Source organism: Kitasatospora sp. NPDC058478, from assembly GCF_042720345.1.
Lineage (GTDB): Bacteria > Actinomycetota > Actinomycetes > Streptomycetales > Streptomycetaceae > Kitasatospora.
Genome location: NZ_JBHXML010000045.1, coordinates 55,960 through 77,263, shown reverse-complemented (window position 1 = coordinate 77,263; position 21,304 = coordinate 55,960). Strand labels below are relative to the sequence as shown.

At 71.2% G+C, this 21,304-nt stretch carries 20 protein-coding genes; 12 read left to right on the top strand and 8 right to left on the bottom strand.

Annotated elements, in window-relative coordinates:
- A partial coding sequence (locus ACFWPT_RS24810; RefSeq protein WP_380484346.1) for a DUF6879 family protein occupies positions 1-574 on the bottom strand: 574 nt, incomplete at its 3' end.
- Positions 575-1,258: 684 nt separating this feature from the next.
- Between ACFWPT_RS24810 and ACFWPT_RS24805 the strand changes: the two genes are divergently transcribed.
- From ACFWPT_RS24805 to ACFWPT_RS24785, 5 genes are all read left to right on the top strand, one after another.
- Positions 1,259-1,486, top strand: a complete 228-nt coding sequence (locus ACFWPT_RS24805) for a hypothetical protein (RefSeq protein ID WP_063348188.1) — start codon at positions 1,259-1,261, stop codon at positions 1,484-1,486.
- A complete protein-coding gene (locus ACFWPT_RS24800; RefSeq protein ID WP_063348187.1) occupies positions 1,470-1,985 on the top strand; it encodes a DUF6879 family protein in 516 nt (171 codons plus the stop codon). The genes ACFWPT_RS24805 and ACFWPT_RS24800 overlap by 17 nt, the downstream gene beginning before the upstream one ends.
- Positions 1,986-2,663 carry a helix-turn-helix domain-containing protein gene (locus ACFWPT_RS24795; protein WP_380484344.1) on the top strand — a complete coding sequence of 226 codons (678 nt, stop codon included), beginning with the start codon at positions 1,986-1,988 and terminating at the stop codon, positions 2,661-2,663.
- A gap of 418 nt (positions 2,664-3,081) precedes the next feature.
- Complete coding sequence (locus ACFWPT_RS24790; protein WP_380373292.1) at positions 3,082-4,212, top strand: methyltransferase domain-containing protein; 1,131 nt, start codon at positions 3,082-3,084, stop codon at positions 4,210-4,212.
- Positions 4,213-4,301: 89 nt separating this feature from the next.
- Complete coding sequence (locus ACFWPT_RS24785; protein ID WP_380484342.1) at positions 4,302-5,537, top strand: cytochrome P450; 1,236 nt, start codon at positions 4,302-4,304, stop codon at positions 5,535-5,537.
- 168 nt (positions 5,538-5,705) lie between these two features.
- Here ACFWPT_RS24785 and ACFWPT_RS24780 read toward each other — a convergent pair whose 3' ends face one another.
- Positions 5,706-5,897, bottom strand: coding sequence for a DUF397 domain-containing protein (locus ACFWPT_RS24780; RefSeq protein ID WP_380345159.1), 192 nt, complete (start codon positions 5,895-5,897; stop codon positions 5,706-5,708).
- 2 nt (positions 5,898-5,899) lie between these two features.
- Entirely contained in the window at positions 5,900-6,769 is an 870-nt protein-coding gene (locus tag ACFWPT_RS24775) for a helix-turn-helix domain-containing protein (protein ID WP_380484339.1), read from the bottom strand.
- Between the two features lie 164 nt (positions 6,770-6,933).
- Here ACFWPT_RS24775 and ACFWPT_RS24770 point away from each other — a divergent pair, with 164 nt between their 5' ends.
- Positions 6,934-7,302 (top strand): ATP-binding protein, encoded by a 369-nt coding sequence (locus ACFWPT_RS24770; RefSeq protein ID WP_063348181.1) that lies wholly within the window; start codon positions 6,934-6,936, stop codon positions 7,300-7,302.
- Positions 7,299-7,550, top strand: a complete 252-nt coding sequence (locus ACFWPT_RS24765; protein WP_380484337.1) for a hypothetical protein — start codon at positions 7,299-7,301, stop codon at positions 7,548-7,550. Before ACFWPT_RS24770 ends, ACFWPT_RS24765 begins: the two co-directional genes overlap by 4 nt.
- Positions 7,551-7,710: 160 nt before the next feature.
- On the opposite strand, the gene ACFWPT_RS24760 is transcribed toward ACFWPT_RS24765, so the two are convergent.
- Positions 7,711-7,905 carry a DUF397 domain-containing protein gene (locus ACFWPT_RS24760; RefSeq protein WP_063348179.1) on the bottom strand — a complete coding sequence of 65 codons (195 nt, stop codon included), beginning with the start codon at positions 7,903-7,905 and terminating at the stop codon, positions 7,711-7,713.
- A 207-nt stretch (positions 7,906-8,112) separates the two neighbouring features.
- Between ACFWPT_RS24760 and ACFWPT_RS24755 the strand changes: the two genes are divergently transcribed.
- From ACFWPT_RS24755 to ACFWPT_RS24745, 3 genes are all read left to right on the top strand, one after another.
- A complete protein-coding gene (locus ACFWPT_RS24755) occupies positions 8,113-9,492 on the top strand; it encodes a TIR-like protein FxsC (RefSeq protein ID WP_380484335.1) in 1,380 nt (459 codons plus the stop codon).
- 83 nt (positions 9,493-9,575) lie between these two features.
- A complete protein-coding gene (gene fxsT, locus ACFWPT_RS24750; protein WP_380373307.1) occupies positions 9,576-13,496 on the top strand; it encodes an FxSxx-COOH system tetratricopeptide repeat protein in 3,921 nt (1,306 codons plus the stop codon).
- A 101-nt stretch (positions 13,497-13,597) separates the two neighbouring features.
- Positions 13,598-14,566, top strand: coding sequence for a 2-hydroxyacid dehydrogenase (locus tag ACFWPT_RS24745; protein WP_380484333.1), 969 nt, complete (start codon positions 13,598-13,600; stop codon positions 14,564-14,566).
- 40 nt (positions 14,567-14,606) lie between these two features.
- On the opposite strand, the gene ACFWPT_RS24740 is transcribed toward ACFWPT_RS24745, so the two are convergent.
- The 3 genes from ACFWPT_RS24740 to ACFWPT_RS24730 form a co-directional block, all read right to left on the bottom strand.
- A complete protein-coding gene (locus ACFWPT_RS24740) occupies positions 14,607-15,461 on the bottom strand; it encodes an alpha/beta fold hydrolase (protein ID WP_063348176.1) in 855 nt (284 codons plus the stop codon).
- Positions 15,462-15,484: 23 nt separating this feature from the next.
- Entirely contained in the window at positions 15,485-16,393 is a 909-nt protein-coding gene (locus tag ACFWPT_RS24735; protein ID WP_380345149.1) for a DUF4231 domain-containing protein, read from the bottom strand.
- 221 nt (positions 16,394-16,614) lie between these two features.
- The gene (locus tag ACFWPT_RS24730) at positions 16,615-17,379 is read right to left on the bottom strand and encodes a sugar isomerase domain-containing protein (protein ID WP_063348174.1); all 765 of its coding nucleotides are present in this window, start codon (positions 17,377-17,379) and stop codon (positions 16,615-16,617) included.
- A 222-nt stretch (positions 17,380-17,601) separates the two neighbouring features.
- On the opposite strand from ACFWPT_RS24730, the gene ACFWPT_RS24725 reads away from it, so the two are divergent.
- Positions 17,602-18,294: a metal-dependent transcriptional regulator gene (locus tag ACFWPT_RS24725; protein WP_350877579.1), complete on the top strand. Its 693-nt coding sequence runs from the start codon at positions 17,602-17,604 to the stop codon at positions 18,292-18,294.
- 515 nt (positions 18,295-18,809) lie between these two features.
- Here ACFWPT_RS24725 and ACFWPT_RS24720 read toward each other — a convergent pair.
- Entirely contained in the window at positions 18,810-19,514 is a 705-nt protein-coding gene (locus tag ACFWPT_RS24720; protein ID WP_244293629.1) for a bifunctional DNA primase/polymerase, read from the bottom strand.
- A 315-nt stretch (positions 19,515-19,829) separates the two neighbouring features.
- Between ACFWPT_RS24720 and ACFWPT_RS24715 the strand changes: the two genes are divergently transcribed.
- Positions 19,830-21,206: a hypothetical protein gene (locus ACFWPT_RS24715; protein WP_063348171.1), complete on the top strand. Its 1,377-nt coding sequence runs from the start codon at positions 19,830-19,832 to the stop codon at positions 21,204-21,206.
- Positions 21,207-21,304 lie beyond the last annotated feature (98 nt).

Here is a 21,304-nt window from a genome sequence, read left to right as displayed (position 1 = left end):
GCCCCCCCCCCTGCCCCGGGGGGCGCGGCCCCGACGGATGGGGTGTTGCGCAAGAAGCTGGTGGGGCCGACTTCAGGTATTCGGAAAACGGCACGGAGTGAGCCAGGGCGATTCTTTTCCACTCGCGGTGGCGGCGCATGTCGCCGCTGACCAGCTCCCGGTTGATCTGGGTGCCGTCAGGTCGGAAGTTCAGGTGGACTGCCGAGGTGTCATCGAACAGCCACCAGTCCTGGTCGGGGATACCGAAGTTCCCTTCAGTGGTGTCCAGGATCCGGATGTCTTCTCCGGCGGCGATGTTGCCGGGGATACCCCAGGCGAACTGGTACCGCTGGTAGTCCGTGAGGGGGTGGCGCACCACCCGGACGCGGCCGATCTTCCGTCCCGAGGAAACGAAGCCGTGCACCCTCCGGTGCCACGCCGCGTTGTGATCGATCGGCTTCGGCTCGCCGCGCAGGAAGCGGGCGAGGCTCTCTGCTTCCCTGGGCATGGTGTAGGCGGGCTGCGCCTCGAACCGGAACGCTTCGTGCTGGTAGCTGTCGAAGTGGGCGCGCCACTGGTCACCATCCAGGAGCACGGATGGCCTCCTTCAGAACGTGTCGGGGAATCTCGACGGCGGACTCCCGATGGGTGCCTTCAGGGCCGTGAAGTGGTCGCTCTGGACCGCGAACGTCCCGCGATCGGTGGAGTACACGGTTGGGCAGTCGTCATCGTCGCAGCGTGGGCCGTTGAACTTGCTGGCAGGAGACAGTAGCTGCGGGGGCTCAGCCATGCTGACCTCGCTATGCCTCCCAACTCGTCAACGACGCTAGGGCTGCCTTCGATGCCTGTCCATGCAGTATCGGGCATATTCCGGGTCTGGGATAAGGACCTTGCCTGGGGCCTTCGCTCTGAGGAGCTGCCGGAACATACCGGGAGTCGTCAGCGAGGACATGGTCGAACGTGTCGGCAGTGCGGCAGCATGGTGAGGCCTGCCGCTCAGGATGCGGGTCAGCGGGTGCGGTGCCGCGTAAGAAGTCGGTGGAGTCGACTTCTTGTGCAACCCCCGCAGCAGGTTCGGTGGCGACGGAGCTGTTCGTCGCGATCGCCCGGGATGCCGACGGGGTCGACTTCCCGGGCGATCGAAACGTGGTGGGTGGCTCCAAGGCAAGATCATTAGTCGAACACGGGAATATCGCCGAGTCGGCATGGACACTCCCGCAAGGTGTCCCTAGCTTCGTATCTGCAAGGTCCAGCAGGGTTCGGCGGGTGGGAGGTTGGCATGGCAGGGAAACCGGTGCTTACGCGGCTGACGGGCAACGGCAACGGCAGCGGCAGCGGCTCGGGGGAGTGCGGCGGGGATGACTGCCCGAACGTGTATGCCACCGACCGTGGCTCGTTCGTGGTTCAGGGCGACCTGTTCGACGGCTTCACCGCGCCCGAAGGCGAGGGCCTGGTGGAGATTCCCGAGCACATTCTCAGGGAGGCCGTCCGTGCTCTTGGATGGTAAGGACTGGCGGGACTACTTCGACGCCATGGCGAGCGATGCCTGGCGGCTGGAGACCCGTTCCGTCTACACCATGCCGCAGGAAGAGGACGCCATCCGGCGCTTCCTGGCGGGTGGACCGGTCACTGCGGAGGACACCGCGGCCTGGACCAGGCGCGTGAGGGGCTTCCGTGAGAGCGGTCGGACCGTCGGCCGCGTCCACGCGATCACCCGACCCCTGACGGACTATCTCCGCTTCGAGTTCGCGCACTACGCCCACAATGTCGCGGCCGGCGAGGACATCCGGATTCTCGACCTGACCGGCCGCGAGAATCCGGGCCTACCGGATCAGGATTTTTGGATGTTCGACGAGTCCAGGGTGGTCCTGATGAACTACCGCCCGGACGGGACGCAGATCAGCCGCGAGGTGTTCGACGGCGACCCGAGCCGATTCGTCGAGTGGAAGCGCTTGGCCGTATCCGAGTCCGTTCCTTTCTCGGAGTACGTGAGAGCAAGCGGCTGAGTGTCTCTGGATCCGGAACGGCTCGGACAGTCCAAGTCCGAGCTGGGGAAGAAGCTGCGAGAGCTGCGCAAGCGAGCCGGCCTTACGGGGGCCCGGCTCGCTGTGCGTTGTGCCATGACGCAGAGCACGATCAGCAAGATTGAGACGGGGAAGAAGATACCGACCCTTGTAGAGGTCGAGCGAATTCTTTTCGCGCTTGGCGTACCGTCGGAGATAGCCGAGGAAATCTCATCGCTCGCGCGGGTTGCTCATACGCAGTGGCAGGAGGTCCGGGCGTCCTGGAGGGTCGGGCTGGAGAAGCGGCAGGCGGAGCTCGCAGCGCTGGAGCAGGACGCCTCCGTCCTGCGGTATTTCCTTCCGGCGATGGTGACGGGGTTGCTGGCGACGCCCGAGTACGTCAGGGCCGGTCTTGCCTACTCGCCCGGTGATATCGGCAAAGCGGTGGCTCGGAAGTTGGAGCGGCAGGCGGTCCTCTATGACACGTCCAAGTCGTTCACGTTCCTTCTGACTGAGCAGGCCGTCAAGTGGGCGGTGGTCGGTCCGATGGCCATGTCGGTTCAGATCGAGCGTCTGGCCGCACTTTCCCGCCTGCCCAATATCCGAATCGGCGTGATTCCGTACGGGGTTGTCCTGCCGCAGGGCCCGATGAACACTTTCACGATTTACGATTTACGATGAGCGGTTGGCCACGGTGGAGGTATTTACTGGGCGCATAGTTTTCCGGGACCCCAGGGACATCTCCGAGCATATTGGAGTTTTTTCCCGCTATGAGATGAATGCGTTGTTCGGGGATTGCGCAAGGCGGCAGCTCTACGAGTGGTCTGCGACATTCCGTGGAGATCTTTAGTCGGTCACTGGAATATTGTTGAAATTCTCGCAGGAATCCCCCTAGCGTGTTCTCGCCCGTCGATGTCGCTGGATGCCACTGTGGCCACCGGCACCGACTGACCGGTCTGACGGGCGGGAAGGAGCGCAGACATGGGGGAGCACGGAGACGGCAAGGGCGGCGAGGTCGGGGACAAGAAGCAGTCCCCGAAGGAGTCGGACGGCCAGTGGACCAAGCCCGTCACTCCGCCGAAGAAGTGAGCTTCAACTGATGGAGGAATTCGCACAGTTGATGTCCGGGCTGGGCGAGGAGTGGCGGGGCGCGTTCGAGCGTGCCCCGCGCTCTGCCTTCGTGCCGGAGAAGGTGTGGGCCCCGGACGGCGGCGCTCCGACCGGCTACCGGCGGATCAGCCGTGGCGACGACCCGGACGGCTGGTGGGCGCTGGTCGACGCCGACGCTGTGGTCGTCACGCAGGTGGACGACGGGATCGGTGGCGGGCCCGGCACCGCGACGTCGTCGGCCTCCATGCCGTCCCTGGTGGCGGACATGCTTCGTCACCTGGAGGTGAGCGACGGGCATGCCGTGCTCGACGTCGGTACCGGAACCGGTTGGACAAGTGCCCTGCTGTGCGCCCGACTCGGTGACGAGCAGGTGACCACTGTCGAGGTGGATCCGGTTCTGGCGGCAGAGGCGGCGCTGAGGTTGGGGGCCGCTGGATTCGCGCCGAACCGTGTGGTGGGCGATGGGTTGGCCGGGTGGCCCCACGCCGCTCCCTATGACCGCATCCACTCGACCGCAGCCGTCCGCAGGGTGCCCTGGGCATGGATCGAGCAGACCCGCCCCGGCGGTGTCATCGTCACCCCGTGGGGCACCTCCTACGCCAATGCCGGGCTCCTGCGCCTGGTGGTCGGCGAGAGGGGCCAGGCGTCGCACGGCCGGTTCGTCGGCAACGTCAGCTTCATGTGGATGCGAGCCCAGCGCCCGCATGCCGTGACCGGCCCGCTGTCTGATGCGCCGGACCACTACCGGCAGGGCCCTTCCGCAATGGACCCGGAGTTGGCGTTGGAGGACGTGCACGCAGCCTTCGCCATCGGCCTGCGAGTGCCCGGTGTCCGGTACGAACACGTCTGGGACGAGGCCGACCCCAGCGGCACCTTTCGCATGCAACTGTCCGACGGTGCCGGATCGTGGGCCTCGGTTCGCTACGCCAGGTGGAACGGCGAGGACGCTGTTCAGCAATGCGGGCCCCGCCGGCTGTGGGACGAGATCGTGGGCGCCCGCCGGTGGTGGTGGGGGGAGGAGGGGAGGCCGGACCTGGGCCGGTTCGGCGTGACCGTCGGTGTAGACGGTGCACAGTCCGTCTGGCTGGATGATCCTGGTAACACCGTCGCGGTCCGTTGACGACCGCTCCGTGCCGCTCTAGAACGGAGCACAGGCCCCGGACACGGACTGCCGGGGGCGCCCCCCGAGAGATCCTGAGGAGCAATGCCATGGCTCCAGACGACAACGGCTGCCCGGTGCTGGACATGACCGGCCGGGCCCTGCACCAGCAGAACGCGGAGCTCCGCGCCGCCGGGCCCGCCGTGCGGGTCGAACTCCCCGGCGGCATCGTCGCCTGGTCCGTGACCCGCAGCTCGGTGATCCGCGCCCTGACCGGCGATCCGCGGGTCTCCCGCGACCCGCGCAAGCACTGGCCCGGCCTGGCCGCGGTGCCCGAGGGGTGGCCGATGGGCCCGATCGCGTTCCAGCAGAACTTCTTCAACCGCTACGGCGACGAACACCGCTCGGCGCGACGACGGATGGCGCCCTCGTTCTCGCCCCGCCGGGTGTCCTCGCTGCGGCCCGGGATCGAGGCGACGACCGCCGCCCTGGTCGGCGCGTTCCGTGACCTCGCCCCCGGCGAGGCCGTGGACATCCGCCGGGCCCTCTCGCTCCCGCTCACCATGACGGTGATCTGCGACCTCTTCGGCGTACCCGCCGACATGCGGCCGCAGATCGGCCGGTCGATGGACACCCTGCTGACGACGACGGCGACGACCGAGCAGATGACGGTCGCGCGGGCGGAGATCAACGTGGTGCTGGTCGAACTGCTGGAGCTCAAACGGCGCGACCCCGGCCCCGACCTCGCCAGCGACGTGGCCGCCGTCAGCACCGGCGGCGACACGGGCCGCGCCGAGGAGGAGTCCCGCGACGAGCTCTTCCTGATGCTCGGCGCCGGGTACGAGACGGCGGTCAACCTCATCACCAGCGCCGTCCAGGCGCTCCTCACCCACCCCCGCTACCTGGCCCAGGTTCGCGAGGGCACCCTCGCGTGGGAGGACGTCATCGAGGAGACCCTGCGCCACGAGAGCCCGGTGATGCACATCCCGCTCCGCTACCCGCTGGAGGACATCGACCTCGGCGACGGCGTGGTCATCCGCCAGGGCGAGCCGATCCTGCTCGGATTCGGCGCGGCCGGCCGGGACCCGGAGGTCCACCCGGACCGGCCGGACGACTTCGACCCGACCCGCCCCGACAAGGAGCACCTGTCCTTCGGCTACGGCCCGCACTTCTGCCTCGGCGCACCCCTGGCCCGGCTGGAGGCCGAAGTGGCCCTGGAAGGCCTCTTCGGCGCCTACCCCGGCAGCGCCCTGGACCCGGCCAGCCCGACGCCGGCCCGCCTGGAGTCCGTGATCATAAGCGGCCCGGCCGAGCTCTGGATCGTCCCGAGGCCTGCCGCAGTGTGACGGCGGTACCTGGGGGGAAGGGGGGGGGCCCCCCCGTGGCGGGGGCCGCCCCAACCCCCCGGGGGGGGGCGGCGGGGGTGTGGTGGGAAAAGACCGCCGGGGGGGCGGGGGGGGGGGGGCGCACCCCCCGCGCCCCCCCCCCCCCCCCCCCCTTCCGCGCCGTGTGGGTCAGGCGGTGAAGTGGTCGAACTCGCCGGCCTTGGCGCCGAGGAGCCAGGCGTTGAGCTTGGCGCGGGTGGTGGTGACGATGTGGGCGGGGTCGTCGGACTCGCGGATGTAGACGAGGTCGCCGGCGGATGCAATTTCGACGCAGTTGGTCTCGTAACTGAAACTGGACTTCTGCCAGATGAGCCGTTCCATGCCTACCTTCCCTGTACTGCGTAACGAATGTGCTGGAGCAAACCCCATGAGTCGCGATAGGCGGGGGAGGGTCCGGGCGCAGAGGCGGTCAGGGGTGGGAGCGCCGCGCCTCTGAGGCGTTCGAACTTCCGCCGGTATGACGATACTGCTTCAGGATCGCCCAGGAACGGGACGCCGTGCGGCTGCTCCATCAAGACGGTGTCCAGCTTCGGGTGCTGACCGTGTAGCAGCATGAACGGGATGTCGGTCGAGGCGAAGACTGTGCAGCCGAACGGCAGGATCTGGATGGTCACATGGGGCAGCTTGCCGACATCGATCAGGTAGTTCAGCTGGTCGCGCATGACGGTTGGACCGCCGTACATCGCGTGTAGCGCGGCCTCGTGGATCACGGCATGGAAGGGTGTTCCGTTCTCGACGCTCAGGATCTCCTGGCGGGCGCGGCGAAACTCGACCTTCTTCTCGGCGTATTCGAGGATGATCTCGCTGTAGGCCTTGGTCTGGAGCAGCCCTGGGATCAGAAGAGTCTCGTAGCTTTCCAAGCGGGTCGCATCGGCCTCGTACTCGGCGAGGTCGAGGGCTGAGGGGTGAACGTAGCCACGGTAGTCGGTCCACCAGCCCTTGCCGTTGCTCTGGCCTATGGCGAGAAGAGCAGCGCGGTACTCGGGATCGTTGGCATGGCAGGCGTCGAGCCAGATGTGCAGGCGGTCGAGGTTGAGACTCAGCCTCCCGGCCTCGGTGTGGCTGACGGCTGGCCCCTTCATGCCCATCAGTGCGCCGATCTCCGGTGCCGACACGCCTGCGGTGTCGCGTAGACGGCGCAGTTCCTCACCGAAGCGGCGCTGTCGTTCACTGATCTCGGTCCTGAGTCCCACGGGCATGCCTCCTTGCGCGCTCACGCTACTCGCAGTGTGGGGGAAATTACAGTTAGTGTTGCATCGTTGGACCTTGTCCCCTTACAGTCCAACCACAACCGCGCATCAGACGGGTCGTCAGTTGCGTCTGTGCGTAGCCCCTCTGCACCGCTGGGAGATTCCCCATGTGTGACCCCAACCTCAACTCCCCCTCCCTCACCGTCTCTCGCGAGGCGTTGCGCGACACCATGGCGCGCGCCGGGTACCCCAACTCCTCCATCGGGGATGCCGAACTCGCGCTCGTGGAGCTGGTGGTGAACGCCTGGCGGCACGGGTTGACCGCCGCGCCCGTCGTCCTGGTCGCCGTCGTCCACGGGACGCTCCGCGTCACCGTCGCGGACCGCAGTCCCGTGCTGCCCGAGCAGCGGAAGCCCGACCCGTTCGCCCAGTCCGGGCGGGGGTTGATGCTGGTGGAGGGGCTCATGCACCGCTGGGGTGCGGAGCCGCAGAAGCTCGGCAAGCGCGTCTGGTTCGAGCTGGACGGCGCCGCGTGATCGCCCACCACCCGATCCACCCCGCCGACCCGGCCCTGCGGCAGCTCACCGGCCGGCAGATCGCCGAACTGATCGTCGATCTCCGCACGGAGGGCCGAGAGTTCGGGCTCCTCTGGCCGTCCGCTCAGCCCGACGAGACCGATCTGAACGGCCGGGCGCTCGTCTCCATCGGCAACATCCCGGCCAGCACCTTGATCAACCTGCTGGCCCTGCTGCGCGAGTTCAAGCGCCGACGGGGCCGGGCGTGACGGGCGTGCTGGTTCTGATCCTGCTGGCGGCCGCCGTCGGCGGTGTGTGTCAGGCCCGGTCCGAGCGGCTGCGGGATCGACGGGATCGGACATAGGTGCCATGCATGGCACGCGGGTCCGCCTTCTCCAGGCGGGCCCGCGCCGTGCCCGGCCGTGGAGGTCAGGCGATGAAGTGGTCGAACTCGCCGGCCTTGGCGCCGAGGAGCCAGGCGTTGAGCTTGGTGCGGGTGGTGGTGACGATGTGGCCGGGATTGTCGGACTCGCGGAGGTAGACGAAGTCGCCCTCGGAGGCGATCTCGATGCAGTCCGCCTGGTCACCGCTGAAGCTCGGCTTCTGCCAGTTGAGGTGGTCCATGGCTACCTTCCCTGTACTCCGTGTCGGGCGCGCTGGAGCAGGCCCCGGGAGCCACGATAAGCGGGCGCACAGCCGTGTCGTTTCGGTCATGTCAATTCGTGCGACTCGTTGTGCTATTCCCTTGGGTCCTCACTCGTTCCTACACTGAGACCCCGCCGCACGGGGGCTGCGGGAACCAGGTTGCCGACGGGCCCGGGGGAGGCGCGTGTGAACGACCGTGGCTGGGACGAGGATGATGCCCGGCCGTACTTCTTCCTCTCCTACGCGCACACCCCGAAGGCCGGCACGCGCGGCGCCGGTGATCCGAACCACTGGGTCCGCCAGCTGTACCGGGACCTGTGCGAGGCGGTGCTGCAGCTGACCACGGTCCCGGCCGGGGTGCCGGTCGGCTTCATGGACGAGTCCATGCACCAGGGGGAGTTGTGGGCGGAGCGGCTGTCGGAGGAGCTGGCGACGTGCCGGGTGTTCGTGCCGCTGTACTCGCCCCGGTACTTCAACAGCGTCCCGTGCGGGCAGGAGTGGCACGCCTTCACCCGCCGCCCGGTGTACCCGGCGACGATCGACGCGGAGCGCACCAGCGGCATCGTGCCGGTGCTGTGGGCGCCGATGAGCCGCTACCGGCTGCCCAAGGTCGCCAGTGAACTCCAGTTCAACCACGCCAGTTTCGGGCCGGACTACGCCACCGAGGGCCTGTACGCGCTGATGAAGCTCACCTACTTCCGCTCCGCGTACGAGCTGGCCGTGCACCGGCTGGCGGCGCGGATCGTGCAGGTGGCGGAGGAGACGGTGATCCCGGTCGGGCGGCGGCTGGACTTCAACGGGCTGCCCAGCGCCTTCAACGTGAGCGCGCCGACCAAGCAGCTGCGGATCTCCGTACTCTCCTACCACCAGGGCGAGTTGCCGCCCGACCGCAATCCCGACTTCTACGGCTCCCGGCGCACCGACTGGCACCCCTATCGCCCGGCCGGCTCGCCGATCGCCCAGCACGCGGTGCGGCTGGCCCGGCAGTTGGGGTTCCAGCCGACCGTGCACGAGTTCGACGACGAGGTCGAGTCGATCATCGAGGGGGAGGCGGCCGCCCCCGGCCTGCTCCTGCTCGACCGGTGGGCGCTGCGCGATCCGGACCGCCGGGAGCTCGTCCGCCGCTTCGACCGCTCGGACGCCACCTGGGTGAGCGTCCTGGAGCCGTGGAACACCGAGGACCCCGAGTGCGAGGAACGCGGCGGCGACCTCGGCGAGTTGAGCGACCAGGCGTTGCGCATCACCCGGCGGGCGAGCCGCCCCAGCTTCCTCGGCGTGAGCGGCCCGACCGGGCTGAACACCCTGGAGGACTTCGACGACGCGCTGCCCCGGGCCGCCATGAAGGCCAAGTACGCCTTCGAGGGCCGCACCAGGGCCGAGCCGGAGGATCCGCCGCCGCCCCGCCCGAACCTGCGGGACGCGTTCCGGCGCGGCCCGGGCGCGGCCCCGTTCGGCCGGGACGCCCCCCTCGGGCAGGACGGCTCCGGACCCGACGACCACCCAGACCGTGACGACGGCGATGACCCCGATGACGGGATGGCGCCCTTGGGAGGACGACCCAGATGAGCGAGAACCCCACCAGGAACTTCCGCGTCGGGGGCCTCACCGTGGCCGAACTGGCCGCCCAGCGGGAGGCCGAGCGACGGTCCGTGGAGCAGGACCGCAACGGCCGGATCATCACCTTCTACTCCTACAAGGGCGGCACCGGGCGCACCATGGCGCTCGCCAACACCGCCTGGATCCTGGCCGCCAACGGCTACCGGGTGCTCACCGTGGACTGGGACCTGGAGGCGCCGGGCCTGGCCAAGTTCTTCCACCCCTTCCTCGACCCGGCCTCGCTGGCCGGCACGACCGGGATGATGGACCTGATCGCCGAGTACCGCGAGGAGGCCCTGCGCCCGGTCGAGCACGCCGAGGGCTGGCACCTGGACTTCGCCAGGGTGCACCCGCACGCGCTGTCGCTGTCCTGGCCGCTGTTCCCGACCGGGGGCAGCCTGGACTTCCTGTCCGCCGGCCAGTTCAACCGGGACTACTCCGAGGCCGTCACCCACCTGGACTGGGACATCTTCTACGACCGCTTCGACGGCGGGCAGTTCTTCGACGCCCTCAAGGCCGACATGAGCAAGCGGTACGACTACGTGCTCATCGACTCGCGCACCGGCCTGTCCGACATCGCCGAGATCTGCACCGTCCAGATGCCCGACGACCTGGTGGTCTGCTTCACCCTGAGCGACCAGTCCATCGACGGCGCCTCCCGGATCGCCCAGCACATCCACGACCGCTACCGCGAGCGCGGCATCCGCATCCTGCCCGTCCCGATGCGCATCGACGAGGGCGAGAAGGAGAAGGCCGACGCCGGCCGCTCCCTCGCCCGGGTCCGCTTCGACGGGCTGCCGGCCGGCCTCAACGGCGAGGAACTCGCCTCCTACTGGGGGTCGGTGGAGATCCCTTACCGGCCGTTCTACGCCTACGAGGAGATCCTCGCCACCTTCGGCGACCAGACCGGCACCCCCACCTCGATGCTCGCCGCCTGCGAACGCCTCACCGCGATGATCACCCAGCGCAAGGTCACCTCCCTGCCGGTCATGGACGAGGAACTGCGGCTGCGCTACGTGGACGCGTTCACCCGCCGCCGCCCGTCCGTCCCCGCCGACCTCTACCTCTCCTACGTCCCCGAGGACCGGATGTGGGCGGACTGGATCGAGTCCGTGCTCACCCGGGCCGGCTTCCGGGTGCTGCCCCGCGACCTCAGCGCCGGCACCGACCCGCGCGAGGAGACCGAACGCGGCATCGACGCCGCCTACCGGACCGTCGCCGTGCTCTCGCCCGCCTACCAGCGCTCCCCGCAGGCCCGGGCGCTGTGGGAGTCCGTGGTCAACTCCGACCCCGCCGGCACCCGGCGCCAGCTCGTCCCCGTCCGCGTCGGCGACGTCAGGCTCACCGCGCCCTTCAGCAACCGCAACCCCGTCGACCTCGTCGGCCGCGACGAGACGCAGTCCGTCCAGACCCTGCTGCGCGCCCTCGGCCGCGGCGACGTCGCCCTGACCGAGCCCAACGGCAGCGGACCGCGCTTCCCCGGCAGCAAGCCGACCGTGTGGGACGTGCCGCCGCGCAACCCCTCCTTCACCGGCCGCGCCGCCGTCCTGGAACAACTGCGCAACCAGCTGCGCGGCGGAATGGCGGCCGTCCTGCCCACCCCCCAGACGCTGTACGGGCTCGGCGGCGTCGGCAAGACCCAGGTCGCGCTGGAGTACGCGCACCGGTTCATGTCCGACTACGACCTGGTCTGGTGGATCGACGCCGAACAGACCGAACTCGTCGCCCCCGCCCTCGCCGACCTCGCCCGCCGGCTCGGCCTGCGCGTCGGCGACTCCGTCACCGAAGCCGCCGAGGCCGCCCGGGAGGCGCTGCGCCGCGGCGTGCCCACCTCGCGCTGGCTGCTGATCTTCGACAACGCCGACGAACCGGCCGAGATCCGCCGCTTCTTCCCCGGCGGCTCCGGCCACATCCTGGTCACCTCCCGCAACCAGGCCTGGACCGGGCACGCCGAGGCGCTGGAGGTGGACGTCTTCACCCGCGGCGAGAGCGTCGAACACCTGTGCCGGCGCGCCCGCGGCCTGTCCCGCCCGGACGCCGACCGGGTCGCCGAGGCGGTCGGCGACCTGCCGCTCGCCGTCGAGGTCGCGGCCGCCTGGCTGGACACCACCGGCACCCCGGTGGAGACCTACGTCGCCCAACTGCACGCCGAGGCGGCCCGCGCGCTGGCCGTCGCCCGCCCCGCCGACTACCCGACCCCGGTCGGCGCGACCTGGAACGTCTCCATCGGCCGGCTGCGCCAGCAGTCCCCGGCCGCCGTCCGGCTGTTGCAGCTCTGCGCGTTCTTCGCGCCCGAGCCGATCTCGATGAACCTCTTCTACAGCGACCAGATGATCCGGGCGCTGGTGAAGTACGACGCCGACCTCAGCGACAAGTTCATGCTGGGCAAGGTGATCCAGGCGATCGGCCGGTACGCGCTGGCCAAGGTCGACGCCGGCAGCAACAGCTTCCAGGTGCACCGGCTCGTCCAGGCGGTGATCCGGGCCGAGATGACCGACGACGAACAGGAGATCGCCGTCCACGAGGTGCATCGCATCCTGACCGGCGCCCGGCCGGTCCTCGGCGACACCGACGACCCCGCCAACTGGCCCGCCTTCGACGAGATCTGGCCGCACCTGTCGCCCTCCAAGGCGCACAACTGCGACGAGGCGGACACCCGCCAGCTGCTCATCGACCGCGTCCGCTACCTCTGGAAGCGCGGCGAACTCGACCGCGCCCGCGACCTCGGCCACGCCCTGGACACCGAGTGGACCAACAAGCTCGGCGAGAACGACCGGCAGACCCTGCTGCTGCGCTTCCAACTCGCCAACGTGCTGCGCTCCCAGGGCAACTACGCCGAAGCCCTGGCCCTGGACGAGGACACCCTGGAACGCCAGCGGGCCCTGCTCGGCGAGCACCACCCGTACACCCTGATGACGGCCGGCTCCCTCGGCGCCGACCGCCGGGCGCTCGGCCGGTTCCAGGCCGCACTCGACCTCGACCGCGAAATCCTCGACCAGTTCCGCGAGTTGTTCGGCGACGACAACCCGCGCACGCTCTCCATGGCCAACAACCTGGCCATCGACTACCGGCTCGTCGGCAACAGCGAGGCCGCCCGCGAGCTCGACCAGGAGACCCTCGACCGGCGCACCGCCGTCCTCGGCCCCCGGCACCCCTACACCCTCTCCACCAAGTCCAACCTCGCCCGCGACCTGCGCGAACTCGGCGACTACCGCGGCTCGGTGGACCTGCTCCAGGAAGTCACCTCCGACCTCGGCGACGTCCTCGACCCCGACCTGCCGGAGAACCTGCGCAACGCCAAGTCCCTGGCCGTCTCGCTGCGCCGCATCGGCGCGCTCGCCGAAGCCCGCCGGATCACCAAGGAGACCTACGAGCGCTACCTGGAGCGCTACGGCGCCGACGCCCCCGACGCGCTCGCCTGCGCGCTCAACCTGGCCGCCGACCACAGCGCCTCCGGCGACAAGGAGGCCGCCCGCGACCTCTGCTCCACCGTCTTCGAAGGCCACCGACGCCTGTTCGGCGACGAACACCCCTTCACCCTGGCCTGCGCCAACAACCTCGGCATCTACCTGCGCGGCAGCGGCGACATCCAGGGCGCCATCGAACGCGGCCGGCTCACCGTCGAAGGGCTGACCGACTCCGTCGGGCCGGACCACCCGTACACCCTCAACGCGGTGATCAACCTGGCTAACGCCTACGGCGACGACGGCCAGATCGGCCTCGCCGAGGAACTCGGCCGGGCCGCCTACCAGGGCCTGTGCGAGCGCTACACGCCCCGGCACCCGGACGCCGTCGCCTGCGAGGCCAACCTGTCGATCACCCTGCGCTCGGCCGGCCGGCACACCCAGGCCGCCGAACTGCGGGCCCGCGCGATCGGCGAGCTGATCCGGCAGTTCGGCGAGGAGCACCCCAACACGGTCGCGGCGCGCGGCTGGAAGCGGATCAACCGGGACCTGGAGCCGCAGCCGGTGTAAGCGGCGGTGTGAGCGGTGGTGTGAGCGGTGGTGTGAGCGGTGGTGCAGGCGCCGGTGAGAGCACGGCCTCCGGCCGGGGGCGGCGGGTACGCTGCGGGACCATGAGCAAGCATACCCCGCCCCCGGTCCTGGTCACCCGGCGCCTCGCGCCCGGGGTGATCGAACGGCTCACCGCGCGCCACGCCGTCACCTGCCACGACTCCGACCAGGCGATGGCCCGGGCCGACCTGCTGGCCGCCGTCCGCGGCCGCCGCGCCGTGCTCACCACCCTGGACGACCGGGTCGACGGCGAGTTCCTGGACGCGGCCGGGCCGTCCCTGGAGATCGTCGCCAACCACGCCGTGGGGCACCACAACATCGACCTGGCCGCCTGCGCCGACCGCGGCGTGCTGGTCTCCAACACCCCCGGCGTGCTCACCACCGCCACCGCCGACATGGCCTGGGCGCTGCTGCTGGCCGCCACCCGCCGCCTCGGCGAGGGCGAGCGCCTGCTGCGCTCCGGCAGCCCCTGGACCTGGGCACCGAACTTCCTGCTCGGCATGGAGCTGGCCGGCACCCCGCTGGGCGTGCTCGGCATGGGCCGGATCGGGCAGGCGGTGGCCCGCCGGGCCCGCGCCTTCGACATGCCGGTCAGCTACCACAACCGCCGCGAGCTGCCGCCCGAGCAGGCCGACGGCGCCACCTGGCGGCCGCTGGAGGACCTGCTCGCCCACTCCACGGTGCTGGTCGTCACCGCCCCGCTCAGCGCCGCCACCCGGCACCTGCTGGACGCCCGCCGCCTCGACCTGCTGCCGCGCGGGGCGGTGGTGGTCAGCATGACCGCCGGAGTGGTGGACGAGGAGGCGCTGGCCGCCGCGCTGGAGTCCGGCGCGCTGTTCGCCGCCGCCGTGGACAACTTCGAGCACGAGCCGGCCGTCCCGCCCGCGCTGCTCGCCCAGGAACGCGCCGTCCTGGCCCCGCACCTGGGCAGTGCCACCGTCGCCACCCGGCAGGCGATGGGCGGCCTGGCGGTGGACAACGTCCTGGCCGTGCTGGGCGGGGGAGCGCCGGTCACCCCGGTGACAGCCTGAGGCCTCATGACAGCCTGAGGCCTCATGACAGCCTGAGGCCTCAGCCCGCCGCCCAGGCCAGGGCGGTGGTCAGCACCCGGAACGCGCCGAAGTGCGCTGCGCCGGGCTCCAGGAAGAGCTCGGCGCCGGGGATGTGGTCGCCCAGCCAGCGGGAGTGCTCGACCGGGGAGAACTGGTCGTCGGTGCCGTGCCACAGCCAGCTCGGCACCGCGATGTCCTCGACCTTGAACCCCCAGTCGGCGGTGAACGCCAGCACGTCGTCGATCCAGCCGTCCGCGCCGTGCCGGAACGCCTCCCGGTAGTTGCTCTGCAGCATCCGCCGCAGCCCGTTGTCGGCCACCACCTCCCGGTCGGCGGGCGACAGTTCGGGCCGCAGCCCGTTCAACAGCCGGACCGGGTCGTCCTTGATCTGCCGGGAGCGGAACTCCATCGCGTCGGCGATCCGGCCGTGCCCGCGCTCCGCCTCCTGGTAGGCGTGCACGTTCGACGGGGTCATCCCGGCGTACCAGTCCAGGCCGGCCGCGTTGCGCGGCGCCAGGCCGACCAGCACCGCCACCCGGCTGACCCGCTGCGGCAGCAGCGCCGCGCAGGCCAGCGCGTGCGGGCCGCCGCCGGAGCGGCCGAGCACCGCGAAGCCGTCCAGCTTGAGGTCGTCCGCGATGGCCCGCACGTCGGCCGCCGCCGCGCTCACCCGGCGGCCGAACTGCCGGGTCGAGTCGCCGTAGCCCGGCCGGTCGTAGGAGATCAGCCGCACCCCCAGCCGGTACAGCACGGTGCTGCGCGGGTGCGGGCCCACCCGGCTGCCGGGCATGCCGTGCAGCAGGAACACCGGGCGGCCGCGCGGGTCGCCCAGGGATTCGACGGCGAGGGCGCGACCGTCCGGGGCCTTGACCATCCGTAACGACACCTGCGGCCTCCTCAGTGGTCCCGGTCGGTGGTGGTGCGGATCTCCCGGCGGGCCTGCCAGGTGGTGTGCTCGCGGGAGACCGCGTCCTCGGCGTCCCGGGCCAGCCGGGCCCAGAGCTCCTCGGCGTCCGCCGACTCCACGTCCAGCCGGGCCAGTTGGCACCGGATGAGCTCCAGCTCGTCGGCGGCCAGCCCGTACGCGGCGGCCAGCGGGCGGTACTGGCGCAGCTGCGCCCACGCGGTGATCGAGGCGGCCACCGCCGAGACGGTGCCCAGCGCGTCGTAGGTGAACGCGCCGAGCGCCCGCAGCACCGCGAGCACCAGCCCGAGCGCCGGGAGCACCACGCCCAGCACCCCCGCCAGCGCCCCGGCCCGGGCGCAGTACCGGGACTTGGCGCGGTACCAGTCGTGCTGCACCTGGATCCGCTCCCGCAGGTACACCTCGCGCCGCACCGCGAGCGGCTGCTCGCGCAGGTCGCGCATCGCCGCCGTGATCCCGGCGAGCTCCGCCCCGGCGCCCGGTGCGACCACCCGGCCGTCCCGGAAGGCGCCCAGCACCCCGCCGAGCTGGACGCGGTACAGGCCCTCCGCGTCCGGCAGGGTGTGCGGCGGCGGCTGGTAGGCGTCCGCCCGGACGGCGAACTTCCAGGCCAGCGTCTTGACCGACTCGGCGGCGGCCCGGCCCTCGTACCAGAGCCCCTGCGGGTTCTGCCGGCTGATCACCACCGCGAGGACGATCGCGCCGAGGTAGGCGGCGGCCGCCGGCCAGGCCCACGGCTCGCCGTCGGCCGAGCCGGTCGCGGCGGCGACCACCAGCAGGAGCAGCTCCCAGGCGGAGAGCAGCACCGAACGCCGCTGGCCGCGTAGCGAGGCCGCGTCGGCGGCCCAGAAGAACCCGGGCAGCAGCTCCCGCTCGCGCATCCACCCCGTCCGTCCCGCCCCAGACGCCATGTTCGGCCCCCACCCGTCGCTCCGGTCGCACCGCTCTCCTGCCCCGGGCGGCTTCCCGGTACGCCTGGCCCACCCCCGGGCCGCCCGCAATGGCCGGGATGCCCCGGTGGATTGTCCGGCCCGGGTACGTTCGGTGGGCGGGCGGACACCCTGCGTGGAGAGGCGGCACCCGCGGGCGCGACCGGTGGGCGTCAGTAGGTGTAGAGGATCCGGTCGGCGTTGTCGGCCATCTGCTTGGCGTTCCACTCGGTGCCGCCGGGGACGTTGCCGGAGCGGAACAGCGGCGGGGCCGCGGTGGTGCCGTCGGCCGCCGCGTCGGCCAGCCGGCCGACCGCCGAGGCGACCACGGCCTGCATGAGCGCGCTGGTCACGATGGTGGAGACCGGGCCGAAGGTGGTCTCGGCGGCCGGGTGGGTCAGCTCGCCGTCCCCGACCGCGATCTTGCTGTCCAGCACCACGTCGCAGTTGTCCTTCAGGTACGTGCCGGACGGGTGCGCCGGGGGCACCTCGCCCGGGTACGCCAGCGACGTCACGCCGATCACCTTCAGGCCGCGGTCCCGGGCGTACCGGGCCAGCTCGACCGGCATCACCTGGCGGCCGGACAGCGAGATCACGAACAGCAGGTCGCCGGAGGCGGCCGGGGTCAGGTCCAGGGTGGTGGTGGCCAGGCCGGACACCCGCTCCAGCGCGCTGGACAGCGGCGCGGGCATCACCGTCACCCCCGCCATCCCGGGGACGTTCAGCAGGTTCATCGGGACCAGCCCGCCGGCCCGGTAGACCACGTCCTGGGCCGGCAGCGCGGAGTGCCCGGCACCGAAGGTGAACACCCGGCGGCCCTCGGCGATCGCCTCGGCGAGCAACGCCGCGGCGGCCTCGATGGCGTCGGCCTCCTCCTCCCGGACCCGCTGGAGATGGGCGATCGCGGCGTCGAAGTACCGGCCGACCAGGTCGTTCATCTGTTGCCTTCGCTCTCTGCCGGTGGGGGCGCCGGCCGGGTGGGGCGGGCCGGGAGGGTCCGGGCCGCCAGTGGAGAAAGCTACGGCGAGCACCGTGGCGCCCCGGCGGCACCGCTGTCAACAGGAACGAAAACCGGGACCCGGGGCCCTTGCGCGGGCCCGGTTGTCGGTGCAGTACGTCAGAATTGGCGGTGAGGACACCGAGGAACGGAGCCAGCGGCGATGTCTGGGCTGATCGACACCACTGAGATGTACCTTCGCACCATCCTGGAGCTGGAGGAGGAAGGCATCGTCCCGATGCGCGCCCGGATCGCCGAGCGACTGGAGCAGAGCGGCCCGACGGTCAGCCAGACGGTCGGCCGGATGGAGCGCGACGGGTTGTTGCAGGTCGCGGGAGACCGCCACCTCGAACTGACCGATGACGGGCGCCGGCTCGCCGTACGCGTCATGCGCAAGCACCGCATCGCCGAGTGCCTGCTCGTCGACGTGATCGGCCTGGAGTGGGAGCAGGTCCACGAGGAGGCCTGCCGCTGGGAGCACGTGATGAGCGAGACGGTCGAGCGTAAGGTGCTCGCCATGCTCGGCCACCCGACCCAGTCCCCGTACGGCAACCCGATCCCGGGCCTGGACGAGCTGGGCGACGCCAAGGCCGAGGGCGAGGGCTTCGACGCCGCGCTCGTCCCGCTGGACACCGTCAAGCCGGGCGACGGCGGTGCCAGCGTGGTGGTCCGCCGGATCGGCGAGCCGATCCAGACCGACGGCGAGCTGATGCGCACGCTGCGCCGGGCCGGGATCCGGCCGGGCTCCACCGTGCGGGTCAGCGCCGGCGTCGGCGGCGTGCTGGTCGGCACCGGGGAGAACGCGGCGGAGCTGGGCAAGGACATCGCCCAGCACGTCTTCGTCGCCCAGGCCTGAGGAACGCGCCCCCCGGGCCCGGAACGCTTCCGGGCCCGGGGAACGCGCTTCCAGGAACGATGCGAAGGGCCCGCTGCTCCCCGTGCAGCGGGCCCTTTCGCCTCCCCGTTCCCTCCCTGTCCCCTCCGTCCCTCCCGTCCCCTCCATCCCCTCCGTTCCCTCCCGGCCCCTCCACCGCCTCGCCCGGCTTCCCCGTCCGAGCGCTCCCTCCGGCGTCCCCTCGCACCGCAATTCCTCCCCTCGGCCGATCATGGCAATCCTTGAGCGTTGTCACTCGTCCGGGGGGCTTTCGTCCATGATCAGCGGGTACACGGAGGCCTTATCCGCACATGCGTGTGACGGGCCCCGCCTCCGGTGGGAGACAAGGCCCGTCAGCTGTGCGCGGGGTGTCGCGCGTTGCGCGCCCTCACCCGATAGGCGGAGGGCGGCCGTTCACGGGGCGGTGAATCGAGGCGGTGAACCGGGTTGGTGAACCGGAGCGGTTAACCGGGGTGGTGAATCGTTGCTGCGCCCGTTCAGCGCACCGCTGCCGCCGGCTGGGCGGGCTGGGGGTGGGCGGCCGCGGGCGCCTCGCGCCCGCAGGCGTAGGCGAGCGGGCTGATCAGCTCGGCGGCGTCGGGCAGCCAGCGGTTGAGCGCCGAGGGGGAGCGGGCCCACTGGGCGTAGCCGGTGCCGCCGATCCGGGACGGCGGGGCGACCGTCCAGTCCCCTTCGCCGCGGGCCACCAGGTCCAGCCGGCCGGGCGGCCAGCCGAGCTTGCGGAGCATCTCCGGCAGCTTGGCCGCGACCCCGGGCAGCACCAGGAAGTGCAGCCGCCGGCCGATCCGGCCGGGCGAGGCGGGCAGCACCGCGACCGGGCCCAGCTGGAGGTCCATCCGCTCCATCCGCGCCAGTGCCAGGCATCCGGCCGTCTCCGGGACGTCCAGGACGTCGAAGGACCGGCCGGTGGGCAGCAGGATCGAGGCCTGCGGCCGCTCGGTCCACCAGCGCCGTACCGCCCCCGGCCCGGCGCTCGCCTTGCGGGCCCAGTCCGCGTCGAGCGGGTGGGCCCCCGGCAGCAGGCAGCGCCGGTCGCCGCAGGAGCAGCGGGCGGGCCCGTCGCCGTCGATCAGCCAGGCGCCGGGAGCGACCTCCCAGTGGCGGTTCTCGGCGTAGCCGACGGCTTCGATGAGCAGCGGGGGCAGTGCGGCGTTCTTGCCCTGGTCGGGGGAGTCGGGGATGTCTTCCACGCGAAGCTCAACTACCGTGTGTGAGGCTGGTTACGGCCCGGCGCAAGCCGGTTGGGCGCATACCGGCAATGTCACTCGAACCGGTTACTCGACCGAGTTGAGGCGGGCGGGGGCAGGCGCAGTGGGGGCGCACAGGAGCATTTCCCAGGGCGCGTGGGGGGTGCGGATCGTCACCGTGGGTATCCCGCTGGCGTTGCTGATCGCTAACCTGGTGTCAGATTCCTTGGACGGTCGGACAGTCGGCAACAGATCAGCAGAATCGTCGCCCGCCGGCCGGGACCGGAGGGTGTGGGGAGGCGAAACCCAATGGCCGCAAGACCACTCGTCGCACGACAGCCCAACGAGCGTCTGCAGCAACTGATCCAGGAGGCCAGCTGCTCCAACGCCGGCCTGGCCCGGAGGGTCAACCTCTGCGGCGCCGAGCACGGTCTGGACCTGCGGTACGACAAGACCTCCGTCGCCCGCTGGCTGCGCGGGCAGCAGCCGCGCGGGCAGGCGCCGGCCGTGATCGCCGAGGCCCTCGGCCGCAAGCTCGGCCGCAGCGTGTCGGTCGAGGAGATCGGCATGGCCGACGGCAAGAACCTCAGCTCCGGCATCGGGCTCCAGTTCGCGCCGACCCTGAACGCCGCCCTGGAGCAGGTCTGCGAGCTCTGGCGCAGCGACGTCGGCCGACGGGACTTCCTGACCGGGGCCACGGTCGCCGCCTCCGCGCTGGTGGAACCCAGCCGGGACTGGCTGATCACCCCGCCCGACCCGGTGGTGGCCCGCACCGGCGGCCCCCGGGTCGGCCCGACCGACGTGGCCGCGATCAAGGCCACCACCGCGATGCTGGTCGACCTGGACCACCGCTTCGGCAGCGGTCACGTGCGCCCGGTGGTCGTGCACTACCTCAACTCGGTGGTCTCCAGCCTGCTCGGCGGGGCGTACCGGGACGAGACCGGGCGCCAACTCTTCGCCGCAGTGGCCCGGTTGACTGAACTGGCCGGATACATGGCGGTGGACACCGGCCAGCCCGGCCTGGCCCAGCGCTACTACATCCAGGCGCTCCGGCTCGCCCAGGCGGCCGACGACCGCGGCTACGGCGGCTACGTGCTGGCGGCGTCGATGAGCCACCTGGCGGCGACGCTCGGCAACCCGCGGGAGATCGCCCAGCTCGCCCGCGCCGCGCAGGAGGGCGCCCGGACGGTCGCCACCCCGACGGCGATGGCGATGTTCTACGCCGCCGAGGCCCGCGGCCACGCCCTGCTGGGGGACGCCCGCTCCTGCGAGGCGGTGTCGGCCAAGGCGCTGGAGATGATGGAGAAGCGCCGCCCGGAGGACGACCCGGACTGGATCGCCCACTTCGACGACGCCTATCTGTCGGACGAACTGGCCCACTGTCACCGGGACTTGGAGCAGGCCGGCCAGGCTGAGCACTACGCCCGCCGGGCGCTCGACCTGCACCCGCCGACCCGGGTCCGCCGCCGCGCGGTGGACCTCGTCCTGCTCGCCACCGCCCAGTTGCAGCAGCGGGACCTCGAACGCGCCTGTGAGACGGGCGCGCAGGCGGTCCGGCTGCTGAGTGGGCTGCGGTCCAACCGGGGCGTGGAGTACCTGGACGAGTTCCGGCGCCGGCTGGAGCCGTACCGGGAGCAGCGGGTGGTCCGCGAGTTCCACGCCAGGGCGGATGCGGAGGCTGCCTAGGCCCTGCCCGGGGCACCAGGGCCCGTCCAAGGCCCCGGGCCCCGGCGGGCGGGGTGAGGGGAGCGTGAGGGATGTCCCGCCCGCGTGGCCACCCGGTT